Below are 20053 nucleotides of genomic sequence, written 5' to 3' on the forward strand. Positions count from 1 at the left end.
CAGTACCCGCCACTCCCACAGGTCCGCCGGTGTCACAATCGGCGGACCTGTCCCGTCTCTGCTGGCATGGACGACCCCACCGCACTGTTCACCCGACTACGCCCGCGCCTGTTCGGCGTGGCCTACCGCATGCTCGGCTCCTCGCACGAGGCCGAGGACGTGGTGCAGGATGTCTGGCTGCGCTGGCATGGCGCCAACCAGCAGGACATCGAGAACGCCGAAGCCTGGCTGGTGGCCACCACCACCCGCCGCGCCATCGATGGCCTGCGCCTGGCTCGGCGCACGCGCGAGCACTATGTCGGCATGTGGCTGCCCGAGCCGCTGCTCACCGAAGACACCGGCACACCCGAGTACATGCTGGAAACGGCCAGTGATCTGTCGGTGGCCTTCCTCAACGTGCTGGAGCGGCTGGCCCCGGACGCGCGTGCCGCGTTCCTGCTGCACGATGTGTTCGACCAGGATTACGACGTGGTGGCACGCACGCTGGACAAGACCGAAGCCGCCTGCCGGCAGATCGTGCACCGCGCACGCCTGCAGCTGCGGCAGGAGCGACCGCGCTACAACGTGCCGCAGGACGTGCACCAGAAACTGATGCGGCGTTTCGCAGAGGCCATCGCCAATGGCGACTTCAGGACGATGAAAACCCTGATGGCCGAATCGGCCGTGCTGATCGGCGATGGCGGCGGCATCGTCACCAGCTTCCCGAAACCGATGGTCGGCGGCGCACGCATCGCACAGCTGCTGTACGCTCCGCACCTGCGGCGCAAGGACCAGCTGCGCATGGTGCCGAGTATGATCAACGGACGCCTGGGGCTGCTGCGTTACTTCGACGACGTGCTGGAATCGGCAATGGCCTTCGATACCAACGGCGAGCAGATCGTGCAGATCCTGGTGCAGCGCAACCCGCACAAGCTGCAGGGCCTGAACCAGCCAACCTCGATCCAGTAGATCCACGCCATGCGTGGATGCGGTTGCCTTCATGCACAGCAAAGCCGCGCATGGCGTGGCTCTGCCGGCGGGCTCTCCACCCTGCGTCAATCCAGTAGATCCACGCCATGCGTGGATGCGGTTGCCTTCATGCACGGCAAAGCCACGCATGGCGTGGCTCTACCGGTCTCCGTGCTGGCTGACGGCTGCCCTTGTGGCTACTTCTGCTGCAGGAAGGCCAGCAGGTCCTGGTTGACCTTGTCCTTGTGGGTCTCGGTCAGACCATGCGGCGCGCCCGGGTAGACGATCAGCCTGGCGCCCTTGATCAGCTTGGCCGACATCCGTCCCGCCACGTCGATCGGCACGATCTGATCGTCGTCGCCGTGGATCACCAGGGTCGGCACATCGAACTTCTGCAGGTCAGCGCGGAAGTCGGTCGCCGAGAACGCGGCGATCGAGTCGTAGGTGTTCTTCTGCCCACCCAGCATGCCCTGCGCCCACCATGCATCGACCATCGCCTGGTTGACCTTCGCGCCCGGTCGGTTGAATCCATAGAACGGACCAGACGGAATGTCCTTGTACAGCTGCGAGCGGTTCTCCAGCTGCGCCTTGCGGATGCCGTCGAACACTTCGATCGGAACGCCACCCGGGTTGTCTGCGGTTTTCAGCATGAACGGCGGCACCGAACTGATCAGCACGGCCTTCTTCACCCGTCCCGTGCCATGGCGACCGATGTAGCGCGCCACTTCGCCGCCGCCGGTGGAGAAGCCCACCAGCGTGACGTCCTTCAGGTCCAGCGTATTGATCACCGTGGCCAGATCATCGGCATAGTGATCCATGTCGTTGCCATCCCAAGGCTGGCTGGAACGACCGTGGCCACGGCGGTCGTGTGCGACCACCCGGTAACCGTGGTCCGCCAGGAACATCATCTGCGATTCCCAGCTGTCCGAATCCAGTGGCCAGCCATGGCTGAAGGTCACCACCGGCCCGTTCTTCGGGCCCCAGTCCTTGTAGTACAGCTGCACACCATCGGCGGTGGTGATGGTGCTGGCGGTGCGCGTGACAGCGCTGGGTGCGGACGGGTGTGCCGGCGCGGCGGCCTGGGCGGACAGGCCCGCCTGCATCGACAGGGCCAGGGCAGTTGCAGCGAGGGTGCGGGTAACGGTGTTCATGGTGGACCTCCAGCGGATGGGTGGGTTTCGACAGGGGCTACTTTGCGCCCCTGCCCGGGACCATTGGTGACCTGAAGTCCATAAAACTTGATCAGAAATCCCAGAACACCGGCACCCAGCGGAACGCCTCGCCCTCGCGGGACACCCGGCCCACCGACGGGAACGGCAGGTGCGTGGCCACCAGCATCTCGCCGGTGCCGGCCAGCGCATTGAGCAGTTCAATGCGCACCCGCGCCGCTTCCTCCGGGTCGTGCTCGAAACCGTTGTGCCAGTTCGGTTGATCAAAACCGACGGCGAACACGGCATCGCCAGCAAAGGTCAGCGCCTGGCCCCCCGAAGCAACGCGCACCACGCAGTGGCCCGGCGTGTGGCCGCCGGTGCGGCGCGCGACTACGCCCGGTGCGATCTCATGCTCATCCTCGAAGGTGTGCACGAAACTGCCGTACTCGGCCCAGAAATGCGTGGCCGTTGCGCGAAGCGCGTCCGGGAACCCCTGTGGCATGTTGGTGCGGGTGAAGTCGGGCGACTTCCAGAACGCCACTTCCGACGCCGCGACATGGATCTTCAGATCCGGCCGCAGCTGTGCTTTCACTCCGTCCACCAGCAGGCCACCGATGTGGTCCATGTGCATGTGGGTGATCACCACGTCGGTGATCTCGCGCAGATCGATACCGGCAGCGCCGAGGCGGCGGATCAACTGGCCGGCGCGCGGCAGCTGCAGGTCCGGGTCCATGCCCAGGCCGGCATCGATCAGGATGGTGCGCTCACCGCTGTGCACCACCATCACGTTCAACGCCCAGTCGAACGCATCCTGTGGCAGGTACATCTCGTCGAACCATTCGGCGCGCTCGGACGCCTGCACGTTGTGGCCGAGCATCTGCGTCGGCAGCGGCAGCACGCCGTCGCTGACCACCAGCACATCGATATCACCGACTTTCAGGGCGTAGCGCGAGGGAACAAGCTCGTCGAGCGCGGGCGCGGCAGGGGCAATGGTGTTTTCCAGGCTGAACATGAGGCGATCTCCACGAAGGTTGGCTGGCAGGCAGTGAAGCAGGGCCGGCGGACAGTTCCGGGGTACGCCTTCGCACGGCGCAGGGCATGGCGTTGCCGGGCAGCAATGCCCTGCAGCACAGCGCCGCTGGTTCGATTGAAGACGGGATCCACGAGCTGTCGTGGCCCCGGAGCACGGCAAGGGCCGTGTGGGATCAGCGTAGGCAACGCAGGCGGTGCGCAGTAGACCCGCAGGCGGGCTCGTGGCGTTGCCTTTTGGGAAGCAGTGGGCGACGTGGTTCCCGCCCACCGCCTGCCACCCGGTGGGCTTCGCTCAGCCGCCCTTGCCCATCAGCCAGCGGATGGCCTGTGGGAACGAGGTCTTCCAGTCGTCCGGATAGAAATGGCCACCCTCATGGGTACGCGACCGGAGCTCGTTGCCATCGCTGAAAAGGGCGCGGAAATCCGCGCTCATCTTCTGGTTCGCCGGCCCTTCCTGCTCGCCGTTGATGACGAACACCCGCTTGCCGTGCGCGCCGCTCTGCGTGGGCACCGGCTGGCGCCAGCCACCCGGCGACACCAGCAATGCACCGGCATAGTCATCCGGATGCTGCGCCAGCAGCGCGCCGGCATGCTGCGAGCCCTGCGAGAAACCCATCAGGTACACCTGCTTGCGGTCGATGCACTGGCGCGCGGCCAGTTGCTCCAGCCCCGCCTGCACCACCTTGTGCGTGCCCTCATACGGGCCGGTCCAGCTGAAGCTGTCGAACGACTCGCGCATCTCCGTACCGTTGATGCCCAGCAACACCACACCAGCATCGGCCAGCGGCTGCTCGCTGCTGTCCAGGTGGCCGTTGATGCCGTAGCCGTGCAGCCACACCAGCACCGGCGCACAGGCCGGCATCGCAACCCCCTTCGAAGGGGGCAGCACCGAGATGGCGCCTACCTTGCCCACCGACACTTTCGCGTAGCGTGCCTGCGTATTGGCCAGCACCTGCTTGAAGAACGGCGTTCCGCGCAGGTGCTCGAAGTCATCGTTGTCGGCCAGCGCGGGCGCGAACCACATGCCACGCTCATCGGCTTGGCGCAGATAGCGCTCGGCCAGCGCATCGTCACCGCGGCGTGCGAACAATGCCGCTGCGTGGTACGGCGCCTGCGCCAACGTGGGGTCTTCGCGGGTTGCGGCCAGATAGAGCGCCAGCGACTGCAGCAGCGTGGCGTCGTCTTCCTCGGCCCGCTCCATCAGGTCCTGCGCATCGTCGGCATTGATCAGGGCATTCAGCACCGGGCTGATCGACTTGAACGCGATGGTCGAGGCGCTGTCCTGTTCCTCGGCGTGTGCGGTTGGCGCGCAGACAGCGAGCGCCAGGAAAATAGCAAGAGCAGACAGCTTCGGCATGGGGAATCTTCCGTGATTGCGGCAACGCGCGGGGCGCGCAGTCTAGCAACCTCCGGGCCGATCAGATCGCCCTGCGCTCAACCGTAGGCAGGATGGCTGCCGGTAAGCACGCCCATCGAAAACGCGTAGCCCGCTTCTTCCAGCAACAGCCGCATGCGCAGTTCCGCCCGGCGCGGAACGCACAGCCCGCTCGGTGCGTACAGCGCATAGACGAAGCCGGCGCCTTCCACGTGCTCGCGGCGCACCGAACAGTTGTTGGTTTCTGCGGCATCGGACCACACGGCCCGCAGCTTCTCCGGTCCGATGGATTGACCGTTGCGCAGGCGGAACGTCAGCCAGCGCACGCCCAGCGGCGGATGGTAGGTCAGGTTAGCCATTGCGCACCTTCAATACGGCGGCGGAGATGGTTCAGGACGTCCGGTTGCAGATCAGGATGCTCGTTGCGCGCGGACGCCGGCAGATCGATGCGGACAGCGCCGTTGACCAGCGCGGGGGGATCGGTGTGCAGGTCGATCCACCATCCATCGGGAAGGCGAAGCCCGCGTCCGTCCCTGTCATAGAGGTTGATCTGAAAAGACATGACGCTCGCTCCCATTGGAGTTCGAGCATACGCCTGCGCAATGTCACTCCAGACTGCGACCCGCCGACGCGATTTCCTCGACCCGCTTGGCGCACACGAAAACGAATGCCTCGTCCTGCTGCACCTTCAGGAACGAATCCAGCCAGCGTGCCGCAGCACCGCGGTTGCCGATCACGCCCCCGAGTTCTTCGGTAAGGCAACGCGCGCACTCCATGCCACCCGGACTGGGGGCCTGGCAGGCGCGGCAGCGCGCCATCGTCGTCGTTCTTGCCGGACGGCACTGGTACATGATCTTCGTCATCAGGCTTACCGCACGGGCATGGGATGGCATCAGCGCTCTTCCCGAACGTTGGACAGAGGAAAGCCGCGCAACGCGCGGCCTCTTCTTCGCTTACTGCTCAGCGACGGGTGTCACGGCCCGGCTCGCTCTTCTGTTCCTGCCCGGACTTCTGCGGGCCGACCGGCTTTGCATCCTGCTGGACCTGCTGCTCCTGCTGGCGCTGCTTGCCGTCCTGCTTCCGGTCGCCGCCCATTGCGTTGCCATCAGCCTGGCCGTGCTGGGCGGCCTGCTTGATTCCGGTCGGGGCGTTGGTGCGGTCGGTCTGGCCTTGCGGCGTATTGTTGTTCATGTCTTGCTCCACCGCAGCGATCTGCTGCAACGCCACTGTGGGCGTGGGCCGGTTACGCAGCTGCATGAAAGCCGGAGATTAATGAACGGGCACCATGAGCAGCGCTGCGCACACACAGGCTCCTGACATGCACAGGTGTACGTTGGCGTTCCAACAGGAGAAGTCTCATGGAACGCATCACCAACAAGGACTTCGTTGACGTCGAGCGCGAGCTGCAGCATTGGCAGGCCGCGTTCCAGACGGGCGATCTGCCCGCCATCAACTTCCGCCACGAGGTCGCACCGGTCATCCGCCTGGCGTGCGACATCTATGTCCGCAACCCACATGGCACGCGCACGGCGTGGCTCACCGATCTGCAGTCACGGCTTGCGCTGCGCACCAGCCTGCGTGGCCACCCGGGGTCGGCGGAAATGGCGATGGGCTGCTGGGCGCGCCTGTCCGGGCCGGCATTGGCCCCGCAAGCGGGCTGACACCGGCTGCGGGCAGATCACTCCTCGCCGGCGAGCTGGTTGCCTTCCTGCATCAGCTGATCATTCAACCGGTTCACCAGCGCGATGACCGCATCGGCCAAGGCACGCGCATCGGCGATGGAGCCATGGAAGGCAATGCGGGTGCCCTCCACCCTCACTTCCGCCAATGAAAGCTGCGATGCCAACGTCGCGCAGTGCTGCAGGAAGCGGCCGGTCCACTGTTCATCCGGTGCCTGATCGAGCAGCGCGGTGATGGCTTCATCGGCAGTCGCATCGACCTGCTGGTGAAGCCGTGGCACGTCGAACCCAACGATGCGCGGCAGTCTGGACGTGCTCACGTACTTCCCCAAGGGTGTGCAGGACGGCAGTATCGCTGCACCGACCCTCCCGGGCGAATCGTCCGACGTGAACCGTTCATCCGGGCCGGCGATGTCGGCCCCTCGGTCAGCGGAGGCGTGTCGATTGCCGACCCGTCCGCGCGTCAAGAGAAGAAAGGCCGGCCAACGTGGCAGCCAACGCCGATGGATATCCTGATGACGCCGATCCTGACCGCATTCAAGCATTCCCCCGACCGTGGCCAGGGGCTGGCCCGCGACATGCGCGTGCGCTGGGCGCTGGAAGAGCTGGGCCTCGCCTACGACGTCCATCTGCTCACCTTCGAGGAGATGAAGCAACCCGCACACCTGGCGCGGCATCCGTTCGGTCAGATTCCCACCTATGAGGATGGCAACGTAGTGCTGTTTGAATCAGGCGCGATCCTGCTGCACCTGGCCGAACAGCACCCCGGGTTGCTGCCCGCCGATACGGGTGCGCGCATGCGTGCGATCACCTGGATGTTCGCCGCGCTGAACACTGTGGAGCCGCCGATCGTCGAACGCTCCATGGCGTGGGTGCTGGAACGCGAACAGCCCTGGTACGCGCAACGGCTGGTGATGCTGGACGAGCGCGTGCGCAGGCGGCTGAGCCAGCTGTCCGCCCGGCTGGGCGATGCACCATGGCTGGACGGAGACTTCAGCGCCGGCGATCTGCTGATGGTGTCGGTGCTGCTGCGGCTGCAGAGCAGCGGCATCGTCGGCGAGTATCCAGACCTTGCTGCCTACGTTGACCGCGCGACCGCGCGGCCGGCCTACCAGCGTGCCTTCGCCGCGCAGCTGGCGGTGTTCCAGAACCTGTAGCTCCACGCCGCTCCCAGTAGCTCCACGCCATGCGTGGAGTTCGCCATCCATTGGTACTGCTACGCGTCAATCGGCAGCCATCCGCGTGCCACCCGATCTCCGGAAGCAACCGCCACTGGATCAGTGGATGTCCAGCGCGACGATGCCATCCCCTTCCAGGGTGAACGCGTGCGTCAGCACCACCGGGCTGCCCGGGAACGTGCCGCTGACCTCCGCAGACACGATGTAGCGACCGTCCTGTACGTGCAGCTGCAGGGGGACCACGTGTTGCTGGTAGGCCGCACGCGTCTGCGCCACCCAGGCGGCAATCGCCGTGTGTCCCTGGTGTTGCTGCCGCTCATCGCGCACCGTCGCGCCTGCGGCAAAGCACTGCTCTACGTGGGTTCCGGGCTCGCCATTGGCCAGCAGGAAATAGCGGGACAACGGCGCGGGAAGATCAATCGACATCGCAGGCACTCCAGGCGGGACTGGCGCTATTCTCGAACCGCACCCTGGCCGCCACAAGAACGCACCTGAAGGTAAGTGACCCACCCCATGAGAAAGGCCTATACCCCTGAGACCGCCGCCGCGGACGTGACCAGTGCACTCGCATTGCTGGAAGGCCGCTGGAAGCTGTTGATCCTCTTCCACCTGTTCGACGGCAAGGTGCAGCGCTATTCCGACCTGGAGCGGCTCATCCCCGGCATCTCGCAGAAGATGCTGGCGCAGCAGCTGCGTGCACTGGAAGCCGACGGCATCGTGCTGCGCACGGTGTATCCGCAGGTGCCACCGAAAGTGGAGTATCGACTGAGCGCGTGGGGGCAGGCCCTGTGCCCGGCACTGGACGCGCTGCTGCTGTGGCAGGAGCAGAAACCAGCGGCAGGCGAGCCATCGGCATGACCACCTTCAGCGCAGCAACCATGCTGCTGCGAATGGTGAACACCCTGTAAAACGGCCATCGCGCGTGCCGCCACGCGCACTGCACCATCACCTACGCTCAGGTTCCGCCCCCTGCCCGGAACCGGATCATGCCCTTGATTGCCATCGCGCTTGCCTCAGCACTGTCCGCCCTGCCCGACATCGGCTGGGAGCGCGAGCGGGCCGAAGATGCCCACCAGCTCATGCTGTGCCAGATCCACCGCGACCAGCTGGCCGATCGCGGGGAGAAGTCGCAGACCTACCAGCAGGCCAAGGCCGTCTGTGATCTGCTCGCCCGCGAGTACAAGCAGAACTGGGATTTCGACGCCCACGATGCGCTGGCGGCGGAGGCAGTGGATTTCTTCGACCTCCTGCAGCGCGGAGAGGCCACGGCAGTACCACCGCGCAAGTCCGATCACGCTCTCGAGTGATCGCCGTCCTGTTGAAGATCAGAGGATGACGGCAGCAAACAGGCCGACAACCCCGATCGTCGTCAGCAGGAACGAGACCACTACCGAGCCGAGCGCACGCAGCGCTGATCCTCCATTCAAGGCCACGAAGGCCCGCATGCGGGCCCACAGGTACCACGCCACCGCCAGCGCGCCGATGGCTGGCGCGGTGAACGGGCCGGCCTGCGCCGGGGACGCGGCTGCCGCCTGCGCCAGCGCGAGTGCCACCACGAAGGGGCATGCGATGAACGCCTGGATGGAGAAAGGCTCGCGCAGCGTCTCGCGGTTCACGGGCAGCCGCTGGCGCCGAAGCGTGCCCAGTGCCGCACCCAGCGCGTACACGCAGAACACCGCAGAGCGGGTGAGCAGCAGCCCCTGCTCGCTGCTGAAAAGCAGCTGCCCCACCGGTGTACTGAGCCGGGGCGAGGACATGCGCAGCGCCATCTCCAGCGCATGGGCGATGGCCACCGACAGGATCAGCATCAGCACCGGGCTGATCGCATCGGAAAACCTGTGCTCCAGATCCTTGCCGAGCTCGCGGCGGGTGTAGAGCGCGACCTCGCCGGGGTGAATCAGTACCCGCCAGAACATCCGCGGATAGAACACCAGCCAGCCGACCAGCTCGTAGAGGAATTCTTCCAGCGATCGCAGCAGTCGTATGAGGTCCATGACCGCCGTGGATAGCGTGCGGGGCGTGAAGCCGGGATCACGGGCGGGGCCTGCGCCTGCGATGCCAGCTGTCCACCCGACTTCTGGCAGTCACCGCCGGCCGATGCTTCTCGTAGCGTTCGGGCTGCCCACCTTCTGCGCCTGTGCGGGTACCGGACATGGCAACGGAACGTGCAATCAGCCGCAGCGCGGGTGCGGTGTACCTGCTGGTGGTGGTCATCGGCATCTTCAGTCTGGGCTATGTGCCGAGGCAGCTGCGCGTCGGGGCTGACCCGCAAGCAATGCTGGGCAACCTGGTGGCCCACCGGCAGCTGTCCCAGTGGGGTTGCCGCTTTCCTGGTCGAGCAGATCGCCTTCCTGCTATCCCTGAGCCTGTTCCGTCTGCTGCAGCACACGCATCGCGCCACAGCGGTGGCCGCGGGGTGACATTCGCACTGGGTCTGGTACCGCGCCTAGCTGACAGGTGGCCGTCTTCAACCCGCTTTACGAATCATGCTGTCGCAGCCAAGCGGGCATTGCCTGCGCATGTTCAGCAAGTCCCAGCTGACGTCGGGTCCGAGTGATCATGCTGGCGATTTCTGCTTCGAATTCAGCGCCGTTCTGCACACTGCAGAGAAGCGCCTCGCATCGGTGCTTGAGGTTGATCGCCCACGGCACGTCGTGCGGATCGGCAATGATCTTCTCGAACAGTTGCCTGCTCTGGTCAACCGCACCAGAAACGCCTGCCGCGACTGCCGCGTGGTAGTGGCCCCATAACGACAGGCCTGCGTTGGCTGCCATCCAGGCCTCCACATGCGAAGGCGATGCGAAACGCTCCCGCAATGCGAGCACCTCCTGCCCCGCGCGTTCGGCCAGGAACGTCGCCGCCACTGCGAACTGCGCGTCACTGGTGAATTCGTGGAAACCCTCGACCCTGTGGCCGGCATCGAATGACAGGAAGTCCTTCTCATTCCAGAGGAAGCACGCCCCAACGTTCAGATAACTTCCTTTGCTCCACGAAGACGGCTGGAATTCAACCATCCCGACCCACCTCCCCTGGTCGTCCAGCCAGACTCTGGAGCGCCCTTTCTGCACACAGCCCAGGGGGCGGAGATGGGTTCTGGCCGCTACGGTGATCAAGCGCGAATGTGCGGGTGCCGGCATTGGATGCATCCTTGCGTTGCGGAAGCTGCCAGGAAGCCTACGTCAGGGTGGTGCACAACGGGTGGCAAGGATGGCGGGCTCATCCTGGCATTGGTAATAATGACCGCGGACGCGGCCTATGCCGCTACATTACCGCATGGCCTCAGCAGAAACCGGTGGGTCATTACAGTGCAGACTAACGGTTCGCGATAAACCACCGGGAGGGCTGAGCAATGCTGAGTGTGAGGCTTCAGGGAAGTGGCTGTGGACGGGGTGATATGCGCGAAACTGCCGGCAAGGCTTTCATTCGACTGGTACCCGTAGCTCCAAAGCCATGGGCTCTGTTGGCAGCCTTGCTCCTGTGGGCTCTCCTCACAGCAAACGCATGGGCCGGGACGCGTGATTGCCTCGCGTCCGGCCTTGAGGTCGACACAGCCATGTCAAAGGCGACTTTGCGTGTGACAGCGCGGAGTACGCCCAAATTGAACCTGCAGGAGTGGCAAGCGTCGAAGCGCTCCCGCTCGGACGAACACGTCTACACCTTGGATATCAGCAGGAGCCTGCTTCCCGAAGGAAGAAAGTATCCGCTGATCATCAGGTTGGCGCCCTCCACTGTCGCGATCAACCTCCAGCCCTTGATCAATCCTGATGATTCGCAGTTTGAACGCCTATGTGGCGATATCGATCCAGAAACCTCACAGCTTCCAGCAAGCTCTCCAGTGACGTTGTTCGAAGGCTACGCATTCTTCAGCGATGGGCGGCCAATACCAGTTCCAACGCTGCTGGCGGATCAAGGCGTGCCACAGGCGTTCAGGAGCCAATATCAGGATTGGCTGGAGAAGGCCCAGAAGTTCTATAGGCGTGCCCTGGGACCTGAGCCGCACAGCGTGAGCTCTGTAATCTTCTTGCTTGAGCAGGGCGCCAATACCCAGCAGGGCTGCCGCTTCAGCGGAAGCTCATTGCCCGGACTGCTGCTGATTGGCCTTCGTGCGGGCTGCCTGGACACCTCAAAAGGCTTTCCAAATGACTTGTCTCACTTCATTGCCCATGAAGCATTTCATCAATGGAATCAAGATGTGCAGATGATGGAGTCACTCCCGCAGGAAAGCAGAATTATGCTGCTCGAGGGCGGGGCAGAAATGGCAGCGAGCTTGTTTCTGTCGGAGGTGACCGGGAGTAAGGAGCAAGGGATCACGCGCGACGTAGGCGCAGCTGCGGAGTCATGTATCGACCAGGCAGAGTACAAGAAGCGACCATTGAATGACCTGATCAGTGGGGGCGAGTATCAACTCGCGTACTCCTGCGGGATGGTCTACACCTTCATCAACCTCATCCGGATAGATTCTGATCCAGCAGTCGCTCTGGGCACGTTCTGGAAAAGTACCCTGCAAGAGAACTCCTCGTCGCGTTTCAATGGAAGTACCGACTTCAATGAGGCATTCGGTGCGCGATCGCCGGTGCAGAACGCGATGATCGAACTTCTAGCCCAGAATGGCTACGCGCTTCGCGAAACGATCAGCGGCTTGAGCAAGGACCAGCAGTTCCGCATTGCCGCGGAACTGATGCGAGAGGTTTCACGCAACGACTGCCAAGGGAACTACGGCCTGTTTACCGGTGGCGGAGTGATTGTGCTTGATCCCGAAGTGAAGACCTGCAGCTCTCTGAGGCCTGGGGGAAAACCCGTGGCAGTAGATGGGTTTGATTTTAGAGAGCATGTGTTGGACGCGCGATCTGCATGGATTTCAGCTTGCCGAAATGGAGGAGCAGTGAGCATCGACTATTCCGACAGCTCCGCGAAACCGTCGATCGTGTCGTGCCAATCCCCCCCAAGATCCCTGTACACGCCGTTTCATCTTTCTCGAATCACGCCTAGGGGGCAACCATGATCGACGTACTCAACAGCGACGTATCTTCCCCGATTCAGAAGCTACATGAGCTGCAGGTCATCATCGGGATCACCGAGCGCTGCGGCAGTGAATTTTCCCGGCAATTTTTCCGCCGGCACAAAAAAGGCACTTGGGCCGCCGCCTAAGTGCCTGTTTTTTATGGTGGGCCCACCAGGATTCGAACCTGGAACCAAGGGATTATGAGTCCCCTGCTCTAACCGTTGAGCTATAGGCCCTGCGCAGCGTCACAGTGTAGTGGAGCACGGCCGGAGTCGGCTACTCAGTCGGCAGCAGCAAGCGCCTCGCCAACACGCTGCAACCGTCGCTCCGCCATCCCCGCCAACCGCTCCATCTCCTGCAGATGCGCCTGGAACAGCGCCACCGCCTTCATTGCGCCCTCCAGCCCCCTCCGGTTGCCACCGGCAAACCCCGCAACCAACTGTTCTCCCGATTGCGTCAGCAGCGCCAGCGTGGCCCGTCGGGCGAAGCCCAGCCGATCCTCCAGTTCGTCCTGCATGACGTCCTGCCACGTCATCAACGGCGGGAAATCCAGGGCAGCGACAACAGGCACATCATGTTCAACAGCCTTCATGGCCAAGCTCCAATGCTCAACAGGGGTGATGCCGCAGATACACGTTGCACGTGTCCCCGCAGCGCGTCCGCGCCGGTGCCGGTAATCCGGCCCGCCCACGAGGTGTGTTGAGCACCTGCGACGCCAGCGTGCGTCTGTCATCTCCGCACGTCAAAGGGCGGATGCGTCATCGCCAACCGCAGCCAAGCATGGCCACGGCTCCACACCGGATCCCCCAAAGAAAAACCCCGCCGAAGCGGGGTTTCTCTCAACACGTCAGCACTACCTGGAGATCAATCGATATCCAGGAAGCTGCGCAGCTGCTCCGAACGGCTCGGGTGACGCAGCTTGCGCAGGGCCTTCGCTTCGATCTGGCGGATGCGCTCGCGGGTCACGTCGAACTGCTTGCCGACTTCCTCGAGGGTGTGGTCGGTGTTCATGTCGATGCCGAAGCGCATGCGCAGCACCTTGGCTTCCCTCGGGGTGAGGCCGGCCAGCACGTCACGCACGGTTTCAGACAGGTTGATGTTGGTGGTGTTCTCGATCGGGGACTCCACGTTGGTGTCCTCGATGAAGTCGCCCAGATGGGAATCCTCGTCGTCGCCGATCGGGGTTTCCATCGAGATCGGCTCCTTGGCGATCTTCATCACCTTGCGGATCTTGTCTTCCGGCATGTCCATTTCCTTGGCCAGCTCCTCCGGCGTAGCCTCGCGGCCGTACTGCTGGAGCATCTGGCGGGAAATGCGGTTCAACTTGTTGATCGTTTCGATCATGTGCACCGGAATACGGATGGTGCGCGCCTGGTCGGCGATCGAACGGGTGATGGCCTGGCGGATCCACCAGGTCGCATACGTGGAGAACTTGTAGCCGCGGCGGTACTCGAACTTGTCCACGGCCTTCATCAGGCCGATGTTGCCTTCCTGGATCAGGTCGAGGAACTGCAGGCCGCGGTTGGTGTACTTCTTGGCGATGGAGATCACCAGGCGCAGGTTGGCCTCGACCATTTCCTTCTTGGCCTTGCGCGCCTTGGCTTCGCCATAGGCCATGGCACGGCTGAGTTCCTTCAGCTCGTCCAGGTCCAGCAGGGTGACCTTCTCGATGTCGATGGTGGCCTGCTGCTCGGACACGATCTGGTCCTTCACTTCACGCAGCGCCGAAGACCACTTCTGCTTGCGCTTCAGTGCGTCTTCCACCCACTCCAGGTTGGTCTGGTTGCCTTCCCAGGAACGGATGAAATCCTTGCGCGGCATGCGTGCAGTGACGGTGGCCAGGTTCAGCACGCGGCGCTCGTGGGCCTTGATGCTGCCCATGGTGTCGCGCAGCTGCTTGGTCAGCACGTCGGTCAGCGGCAGCGGCAGCTTCAGGGTGACGAACACCGCCGACATCTCCTCGCGGAGCTTCAGCAGGTTCTTCTTGTCGCCCTTGGCGGCAGCCTTCTTGAAGGCGTTGAGGGCATCGCCCAGCGCCTGCATGCGCGCAGCCACTTCCTCCGGATCCGGACCGGTCGGTGCGGCTTCTTCATCGCCGCCGTCGACGTCGTCTTCTTCCTCGTCGGCGTCGGCATCGGCGTCGTCCGCGTCATCGGCCACCACAGCGGCCGGGGCCGGCACGTCGTCGGTCAGGTCGTTGAAGCCGACGATCACTTCGGCAAGGCGCTTGCGGCCTTCCTTGTGCGCTTCGTAATCGGTCAGCAGCGATTCGACCGACACCGGGAACTGGCCGAGTGCGGCCTGGACCTGGGACAGGCCTTCTTCGATGCGCTTGGCAATGGCGATTTCGCCTTCGCGGGTCAGCAGCTCGACGGTACCCATTTCGCGCATGTACATGCGCACCGGGTCGGTGGTACGGCCACCTTCGGTGTCGAGCGCGCTCAGCGCGGCGGCAGCTTCTTCGGCTGCGGTGTCGTCGACCTCACGGTTGCCCGTGTTGCCGTCGTTGAGAAGCAGGGTTTCCACATCCGGAGCAACTTCATGGACATCAATGCCCATGCCGTTGATCATGCCGATGATGTCTTCGATCTGTTCCGGGTCGACCATGTCGTCGGGCAGATGGTCATTGACTTCGGCATAGGTCAGGTAGCCCTGTTCCAGGCCCTTGCTGATCAGTTGCTTGATTTCGGATTGGGCAGGACGTTCGTTGGCCATGTAGTGCTCGCGCCACCGGCTAGGGGGAAATAGGGAACGTAGCATTATACCAGCCCGGGGCCCGGCCTGCCGGGCGGTGGTCCCGGCGGCCTAGGGCCTGAGGAGGAAGGTCACGGGACCGTCGTTGACCAGGCTGACGACCATATGGGCACCGAAGCGGCCCGTTTCCACCCCCGGCGCGTGATTTTCACGACAGATGTCGACAAATCGATTGAACCCGCGTTCAGCCTCCTGCGGCGGTGCCGCGCTGGTGAAGCTTGGCCGCATGCCGGAACGGGTGTCTGCGGCCAGGGTGAACTGGCTGACCAGCAGCAGGCCGCCGCCGGTATCACGCAGCGAGCGGTTCATTTTTCCGGCCTCATCTGCAAACACACGGTAGCCGAGCAGGCGTTCGGCCATCCGCTGCAACTGGGCCTCGGTATCGCCCGGCTCCATGCCGACCAGGGCCAGCAGGCCGGGGCCGATCTGCCCCACCGCCTCACCTTCCACATGCACGGCAGCCTGGCTGACACGTTGAATCAGGACGAGCATCGGCGGGCTTCCAGGCAAGGGGCCGGCCACGATAGCAGCGCCCTTGGCTAAACTGGGGCCGATGAATCCACACCGCAAAGCCCGGCTGGTCTACCGCGCCACCACCCTGTTCGCCCGCCTGCCCTGGCCATTGCTGCGCGGGTTCGCGCGCGCCCTGGCCTGGACGTGGGTGCGCCTCGATGCCCGCGAGAGCCGCGTCACCCGTCGCAACCTGGAGCTGGCCTACCCCGAGCTGGACGCACCGGCACGCGACCGCCTGCAGCGCGAACTGCTGCGCTCCACCGCCCTGCAGGCCATCGAGACCCTGCGCCTGTGGAGCCGGAAGCCCGCCGACAACCTGCGCCTGCACCTGAAGGAGCGCCACGGCCAGGCGCTGTACGACGCGGCCCTGGCCAGCGGCAAGGGCGTGATCGTGGCGGCCCCGCACTACGGCAACTGGGAGCTGCTGAACCAGTGGCTGGCCTCGCGCGGCCAGATCGCCATCGTCTACAAGCCGCCGGAGGACGAGGCCAGCGATGCCTTCCTGCAGATCGTGCGCGGCGGCGACAACGTGCAGCAGGTGCGTGCCGAAGGCCCGGCCGTGCGCCAGCTGTTCAAGGTGCTCAAGGACGGCGGTGCCACCGGCATCCTGCCCGACCAGCAGCCCAAGGCCGGCGACGGGGTGTTCGTGCCGTTCTTCGGCGTGCAGGCACTGACCATGACCCTGGTCAACCGCCTGGCCGAGCGCACCGGCGCGACCGTGCTGTATGGCTGGTGCGAGCGCATCGGCCCGGACATGGAATTTGCCCTGCACATCGCGCCGACCGACCCGGCCGTGGCCGATCCGGACCCGCACGTGGCGGCCACCGCGCTCAACGCGGGCATCGAACGCATCGCCCGCCGCGACCCGGCGCAGTACCAGTGGACCTACAAGCGCTATACGCTGCGGCCACCGGGCAGCGGCGAGGAAGACCCGTACGCGACCGACGAACATCCGCACTGAGAGCCGCTGCACCGGCCTGCGACACACCGCCGCAGCACGTTGAATACGACGCTGGCGCCCCCATAGAGACACCGATGTCCGCCTCCCCCGGTCCTGCCATGTCTGCTTCCTCCCTGTTCGGTGATCCGGCAGCGATCCGCTGCGAGCGCGCGGTCGCCGAACTGCGCGCCGGTCGCCCGGTCCTGCTCCACGATGGCCAGGGCCAGCGCCTGGCGGTGATCGCGCTGGACAGCGCCACTGCCAGCAGCTTCGCCGCCTTCGCCAGTGCCGCGCGCGAGCGCCATTACCTGTACCTGACCGCCACCCGCGCCCGCGTGCTCGGCGTGGAGGCCCCCGAGGGCGCGCGCCTGCCGCTGGCCGGCGTTGCCTTCGATGCCCTGCCCTCGCTGGGCTACCTGCGCGAACCCGGACCGATGCCCGCGGCCTGGAGCGCAGGCGATGCGTTCGATGCCGGCGCGGTGGAACTGGCCCGGCTGGGCCTGCTGTTGCCGGCGATGGTGGCCGTGCGCCTGGATGCAGACGACGCCACGTTCGATGGCGCGGCCGAGGTTGGCCTGTGCGATCTGGCCGAAGGCGCCGCGCACGCCGCACATGATTACGAACTGGTGGCGCGTTCTCCGGTGCCGCTGCGCGACGTCGGCATGACCACCTTCGCGGTGTTCCGCGGTGGCGTCGCCCAGCGCGACCAGGTAGCGATCATCGTCGGCGAACCGGACCTGTCCGCAGTGGTGCCGGTGCGCGTGCATTCGTCCTGCCTCACCGGCGACCTGTTCGGTTCGCTCAAGTGCGATTGCGGCGACCAGCTGCGGCGCGGCCTGCGCAAACTGAAGGAACTGGGCGGCGGCGTACTGCTGTACCTGGACCAGGAAGGCCGCGGTACCGGCATCGCCGCGAAGATGCGCGCCTACGGCTACCAGCATGACGGCCTGGATACCATCGACGCCGATGCGCAACTGGGCTTCGGCGCCGACGAGCGCCGCTATGGCAGCGCGGTGGCGATGCTGCGCGGGCTGGGTGTATCCCGTGTTGCCCTGCTCAGCAACAACCCGACCAAGGCACAGCGCCTGCGCAATGCCGGCATCGAAGTGCTGGACTGCATTCCGGTCACCGGCGAGATCACCGCCGAGAACGAGCACTACCTGCGCACCAAGGCCGACCGCGCCGGCCATCTGCTGGATGTCGATGCGCTGATCCAGGCCGCCCAGTAACGCGGGCGACCTGCTAACGTCTGCGCGGTGCGGCCATCACCGCGCCTGCCCGAACTGCTGCCCGACGGACGCCCGCGTGACCGAACTGCCCTTGCCTGTTGCTGCTGCCGAAATGCCCCTCGACCACTGGCAGCCCCTGCCGCGGCGCGCCGCCCGGTTGGCGGCGCTGGAGGGCGCCTTCGGCGGACTGTTCATCCCCGGCGCACCGCTGGCGGCCCTCTGGTGGTTCTTCGATCTTCCCGGTGGCCTGTGGGCAGCGATGCTGGGCCTGCTGGTCGGCCTCGCCTTCGGCGCCTGGATCGGCCATCGGCGCCTGACCCGCACCCGCTGGCGGCTGGACGCACAGGGCCTGGGCCTGCGCCGCGACCTGATGTGGCAGCTGGAGACCCGCATTCCCATTTCGCGCGTGCAGCACCTGGACCTGCGTCGCGGGCCCCTGGAGCGGCGTGCAGGCCTGGCCACGCTGATCGTGCACACCGCCGGCACCCGCCTGAGTGCGGTCACCGTCAGCGGCCTGGACGAAGCCGATGCCGAGCGCCTGCGTGACACCCTGGCCCATCAGCTCGACCAGGACGCCGACGCCCTGTGAGCCTGCCCCCGCCCCTGCCGCCCTCGCTGCCCAGCGGTGGCGACGAGCATCGCCTGCATCCGTGGTCGTGGCTGTTCGTGCTGCTGATGCAGCTGCGCCACTATTTCCTGCCGCTGGTCGCGTTGCTGGTGTTCGGCCAACGCGGCGACCGCGATCCGATGTGGGCACAGTTGATCCCGTTGACCGCCATCGCCGCGCTGGTGCTGGTGTCGGTGCTGCAGTACCTCAGCTACCGCTATCGCATCGGCAACGATGCGATCACCGTGCGCAGCGGCCTGCTGGCGCGCAACCGGCGCGAGATTCCCTTCGCCCGCATCCACAACGTGGAAGTGCGGCAGAACCCGTTGCACCGGTTGTTCGGGGTTGCCGAACTGCGCCTGGAATCGGCCGGCGGGGTGCGTCCGGAAGCGGAGATGCGCGTGCTGCGGCTGGACCAGGCGTTGGCCCTGGAACAACTGGTGCGCCAGCGTGGACAGGCGCCCCAGCCGACGCCGGGCGACGCGCCGGCTGCCGATGTCGTGCCATCCGACGACGAGCAGGTACTGCTGCGCCTGTCGAGCTGGGACGTGCTGCGCATGGGCTTGCTGTCCAACCGTGGCTGGGCGCTGGCGATCGCCGCCTTCGGCGTCCTGTTCCAGACCGTACCGCGCCCGGTGATGGACGATGCCATCCAGCGTGGCGGGCGCGAGGCCTTCGGCTACGCCAGCCACCTGCATGCCGGGGTGACCGGCGGGCTGGTGCTGTTGGCGGCCGCGTTGCTGCTGGGCTGGCTGCTGCTGCGGGTGTTGTCGGTGGTGTTGACGCTGCTGCGCTACCACGGCTTCACCCTCAGCGAGCGCGAACGGCGCCTGACTGTCTCCACCGGCCTGCTCAGCCGTACCCGCAGCAGCGTCGCGCGCCGCCGCATCCAGGCATGGACGCTGGGCGAGAGCACCCTGCAACGCTGGTTCGGGCTGCGCCAGCTGCGTATCGACAGCGCCGCCGGTGGTCCCTCGCGCGACGACGACCGCGCGCTGCGCGAACTGGCACCGCTGGCTGGCGCAAGCGCCTGCGATGGACTGGTGCGCCACCTGCTGCCGCAGCTGCAATGGCCGCCGCAGCAGTGGCAACCGATTCCGCAACGCGGATGGTGGCGATTGTCGCTGTCCACCTTGCTGGTGGTGCCGTTGCTGACCGCCGCGCTGTACTGGCGCTGGGGCCTGCCGGCCCTGGCACTGCTGGCCTGGCTGCCGGTCAGCCTGTTGATCGCGCACCGGCAGATGGCGCGGATGGGCTGGCACCTGGATGGCCAGTTCGTGGCGGTGCGCGGCGGCTGGTGGAAGCGCTGGTGGCGCTGGGCCGAGCTGGACAAGGTGCAGGGCCTGCGCCTGCAGCGTTCGCCGCTGGACAAGCTGCTGGGTACGGCCAGCCTGCAGCTGGACACCGCCGGTGCGCATGGCGATGTGGCACTGGCACTGCGCTACCTGCCGCAGGCGCGTGCACAGGCGTTGATGGAAGAACTGGCCACGGCGCTGGCACGGCGCAAGCTGCGCTGGTAGCGCGGCCGATCGTTGAATCGCCATCCACGCATGGCGTGGATCTACTGCACCACCCACGCATGGCGTGGATCTACTGCACCACCCACGCATGGCGTGGATCAACGGTAGTGCCGGCCGCTGGCCGG

25 protein-coding genes and 1 tRNA gene are annotated in these 20053 nt (G+C 65.4%); 11 read left to right on the plus strand and 15 right to left on the minus strand.

Annotated features, from left to right (window positions below; all coding sequences use genetic code 11):
• Window positions 1-66: 66 nt before the first annotated feature.
• Window positions 67-948 (plus strand): RNA polymerase sigma-70 factor, encoded by an 882-nt coding sequence (locus J2X70_RS16380; protein WP_025879027.1) that lies wholly within the window; start codon window positions 67-69, stop codon window positions 946-948.
• 197 nt (window positions 949-1145) lie between these two features.
• Here the strand turns inward: J2X70_RS16380 and J2X70_RS16385 are convergent, their stop codons facing one another.
• The 7 genes from J2X70_RS16385 to J2X70_RS16415 form a co-directional block, all read right to left on the minus strand.
• Window positions 1146-2099, minus strand: a complete 954-nt coding sequence (locus tag J2X70_RS16385) for an alpha/beta hydrolase (protein WP_032976695.1) — start codon at window positions 2097-2099, stop codon at window positions 1146-1148.
• Between the two features lie 91 nt (window positions 2100-2190).
• Window positions 2191-3111: an MBL fold metallo-hydrolase gene (locus J2X70_RS16390; RefSeq protein ID WP_105164699.1), complete on the minus strand. Its 921-nt coding sequence runs from the start codon at window positions 3109-3111 to the stop codon at window positions 2191-2193.
• 312 nt (window positions 3112-3423) lie between these two features.
• Window positions 3424-4488: a prolyl oligopeptidase family serine peptidase gene (locus J2X70_RS16395; RefSeq protein WP_309911247.1), complete on the minus strand. Its 1065-nt coding sequence runs from the start codon at window positions 4486-4488 to the stop codon at window positions 3424-3426.
• Window positions 4489-4565: 77 nt separating this feature from the next.
• Window positions 4566-4865: a hypothetical protein gene (locus tag J2X70_RS16400; protein ID WP_025879032.1), complete on the minus strand. Its 300-nt coding sequence runs from the start codon at window positions 4863-4865 to the stop codon at window positions 4566-4568.
• Window positions 4853-5068: a hypothetical protein gene (locus J2X70_RS16405; protein WP_025879033.1), complete on the minus strand. Its 216-nt coding sequence runs from the start codon at window positions 5066-5068 to the stop codon at window positions 4853-4855. Before J2X70_RS16405 ends, J2X70_RS16400 begins: the two co-directional genes overlap by 13 nt.
• A 43-nt stretch (window positions 5069-5111) precedes the next feature.
• Window positions 5112-5369 carry a hypothetical protein gene (locus J2X70_RS16410; RefSeq protein ID WP_223483464.1) on the minus strand — a complete coding sequence of 86 codons (258 nt, stop codon included), beginning with the start codon at window positions 5367-5369 and terminating at the stop codon, window positions 5112-5114.
• A 97-nt stretch (window positions 5370-5466) separates the two neighbouring features.
• On the minus strand, window positions 5467-5697 hold the full coding sequence (locus J2X70_RS16415) for a hypothetical protein (protein ID WP_133119357.1): 231 nt from the start codon (window positions 5695-5697) through the stop codon (window positions 5467-5469).
• A 167-nt stretch (window positions 5698-5864) separates the two neighbouring features.
• Between J2X70_RS16415 and J2X70_RS16420 the strand changes: the two genes are divergently transcribed.
• Window positions 5865-6167, plus strand: coding sequence for a hypothetical protein (locus J2X70_RS16420; protein WP_025879036.1), 303 nt, complete (start codon window positions 5865-5867; stop codon window positions 6165-6167).
• Between the two features lie 17 nt (window positions 6168-6184).
• Here J2X70_RS16420 and J2X70_RS16425 read toward each other — a convergent pair whose 3' ends face one another.
• The gene (locus J2X70_RS16425; RefSeq protein WP_080149919.1) at window positions 6185-6505 is read right to left on the minus strand and encodes a hypothetical protein; all 321 of its coding nucleotides are present in this window, start codon (window positions 6503-6505) and stop codon (window positions 6185-6187) included.
• Window positions 6506-6700: 195 nt separating this feature from the next.
• Here J2X70_RS16425 and J2X70_RS16430 point away from each other — a divergent pair, with 195 nt between their 5' ends.
• Window positions 6701-7342 carry a glutathione S-transferase family protein gene (locus J2X70_RS16430; protein ID WP_059065267.1) on the plus strand — a complete coding sequence of 214 codons (642 nt, stop codon included), beginning with the start codon at window positions 6701-6703 and terminating at the stop codon, window positions 7340-7342.
• A gap of 120 nt (window positions 7343-7462) precedes the next feature.
• Here the strand turns inward: J2X70_RS16430 and J2X70_RS16435 are convergent, their stop codons facing one another.
• On the minus strand, window positions 7463-7789 hold the full coding sequence (locus J2X70_RS16435) for a nuclear transport factor 2 family protein (RefSeq protein WP_309911254.1): 327 nt from the start codon (window positions 7787-7789) through the stop codon (window positions 7463-7465).
• Window positions 7790-7876: 87 nt separating this feature from the next.
• Here J2X70_RS16435 and J2X70_RS16440 point away from each other — a divergent pair, with 87 nt between their 5' ends.
• Both J2X70_RS16440 and J2X70_RS16445 read left to right on the plus strand, forming a co-directional pair.
• Window positions 7877-8221, plus strand: a complete 345-nt coding sequence (locus J2X70_RS16440; protein ID WP_218788030.1) for a winged helix-turn-helix transcriptional regulator — start codon at window positions 7877-7879, stop codon at window positions 8219-8221.
• 128 nt (window positions 8222-8349) lie between these two features.
• On the plus strand, window positions 8350-8670 hold the full coding sequence (locus J2X70_RS16445; protein ID WP_025879041.1) for a hypothetical protein: 321 nt from the start codon (window positions 8350-8352) through the stop codon (window positions 8668-8670).
• 18 nt (window positions 8671-8688) lie between these two features.
• Here the strand turns inward: J2X70_RS16445 and J2X70_RS16450 are convergent, their stop codons facing one another.
• Together J2X70_RS16450 and J2X70_RS16455 are read right to left on the minus strand one after the other, a co-directional pair.
• Window positions 8689-9357 carry a hypothetical protein gene (locus J2X70_RS16450; RefSeq protein WP_099785524.1) on the minus strand — a complete coding sequence of 223 codons (669 nt, stop codon included), beginning with the start codon at window positions 9355-9357 and terminating at the stop codon, window positions 8689-8691.
• Window positions 9358-9840: 483 nt separating this feature from the next.
• Window positions 9841-10377, minus strand: a complete 537-nt coding sequence (locus J2X70_RS16455; protein WP_238582214.1) for a hypothetical protein — start codon at window positions 10375-10377, stop codon at window positions 9841-9843.
• A 584-nt stretch (window positions 10378-10961) separates the two neighbouring features.
• On the opposite strand from J2X70_RS16455, the gene J2X70_RS16460 reads away from it, so the two are divergent.
• Complete coding sequence (locus tag J2X70_RS16460; protein WP_154881117.1) at window positions 10962-12365, plus strand: hypothetical protein; 1404 nt, start codon at window positions 10962-10964, stop codon at window positions 12363-12365.
• Window positions 12362-12511, plus strand: coding sequence for a hypothetical protein (locus tag J2X70_RS16465; RefSeq protein ID WP_154881118.1), 150 nt, complete (start codon window positions 12362-12364; stop codon window positions 12509-12511). The genes J2X70_RS16460 and J2X70_RS16465 overlap by 4 nt, the downstream gene beginning before the upstream one ends.
• A gap of 14 nt (window positions 12512-12525) precedes the next feature.
• Here J2X70_RS16465 and J2X70_RS16470 read toward each other — a convergent pair.
• The 4 genes from J2X70_RS16470 to dtd all read right to left on the minus strand — a co-directional run bounded on the left by J2X70_RS16470 (window position 12526) and on the right by dtd (window position 15611).
• Window positions 12526-12601, minus strand: a tRNA-Ile gene (locus tag J2X70_RS16470).
• A gap of 44 nt (window positions 12602-12645) precedes the next feature.
• Window positions 12646-12957, minus strand: coding sequence for a hypothetical protein (locus J2X70_RS16475; protein ID WP_025879046.1), 312 nt, complete (start codon window positions 12955-12957; stop codon window positions 12646-12648).
• Between the two features lie 272 nt (window positions 12958-13229).
• On the minus strand, window positions 13230-15080 hold the full coding sequence (gene rpoD, locus J2X70_RS16480) for an RNA polymerase sigma factor RpoD (RefSeq protein WP_032976684.1): 1851 nt from the start codon (window positions 15078-15080) through the stop codon (window positions 13230-13232).
• Window positions 15081-15170: 90 nt separating this feature from the next.
• Window positions 15171-15611: a D-aminoacyl-tRNA deacylase gene (gene dtd, locus J2X70_RS16485; protein ID WP_032976683.1), complete on the minus strand. Its 441-nt coding sequence runs from the start codon at window positions 15609-15611 to the stop codon at window positions 15171-15173.
• 61 nt (window positions 15612-15672) lie between these two features.
• Here dtd and J2X70_RS16490 point away from each other — a divergent pair, with 61 nt between their 5' ends.
• From J2X70_RS16490 to J2X70_RS16505, 4 genes are all read left to right on the plus strand, one after another.
• On the plus strand, window positions 15673-16593 hold the full coding sequence (locus J2X70_RS16490; RefSeq protein WP_059065246.1) for a lauroyl acyltransferase: 921 nt from the start codon (window positions 15673-15675) through the stop codon (window positions 16591-16593).
• A gap of 74 nt (window positions 16594-16667) precedes the next feature.
• Complete coding sequence (ribA, locus tag J2X70_RS16495) at window positions 16668-17801, plus strand: GTP cyclohydrolase II RibA (RefSeq protein WP_032976682.1); 1134 nt, start codon at window positions 16668-16670, stop codon at window positions 17799-17801.
• Between the two features lie 112 nt (window positions 17802-17913).
• The gene (locus J2X70_RS16500) at window positions 17914-18390 is read left to right on the plus strand and encodes a PH domain-containing protein (protein WP_088101515.1); all 477 of its coding nucleotides are present in this window, start codon (window positions 17914-17916) and stop codon (window positions 18388-18390) included.
• Window positions 18387-19928: a PH domain-containing protein gene (locus J2X70_RS16505; RefSeq protein ID WP_025879052.1), complete on the plus strand. Its 1542-nt coding sequence runs from the start codon at window positions 18387-18389 to the stop codon at window positions 19926-19928. Before J2X70_RS16500 ends, J2X70_RS16505 begins: the two co-directional genes overlap by 4 nt.
• Window positions 19929-20053 lie beyond the last annotated feature (125 nt).

It is taken from the genome of Stenotrophomonas sp. 1337 (genome assembly GCF_031455455.1).
GTDB lineage: Bacteria > Pseudomonadota > Gammaproteobacteria > Xanthomonadales > Xanthomonadaceae > Stenotrophomonas > Stenotrophomonas indicatrix.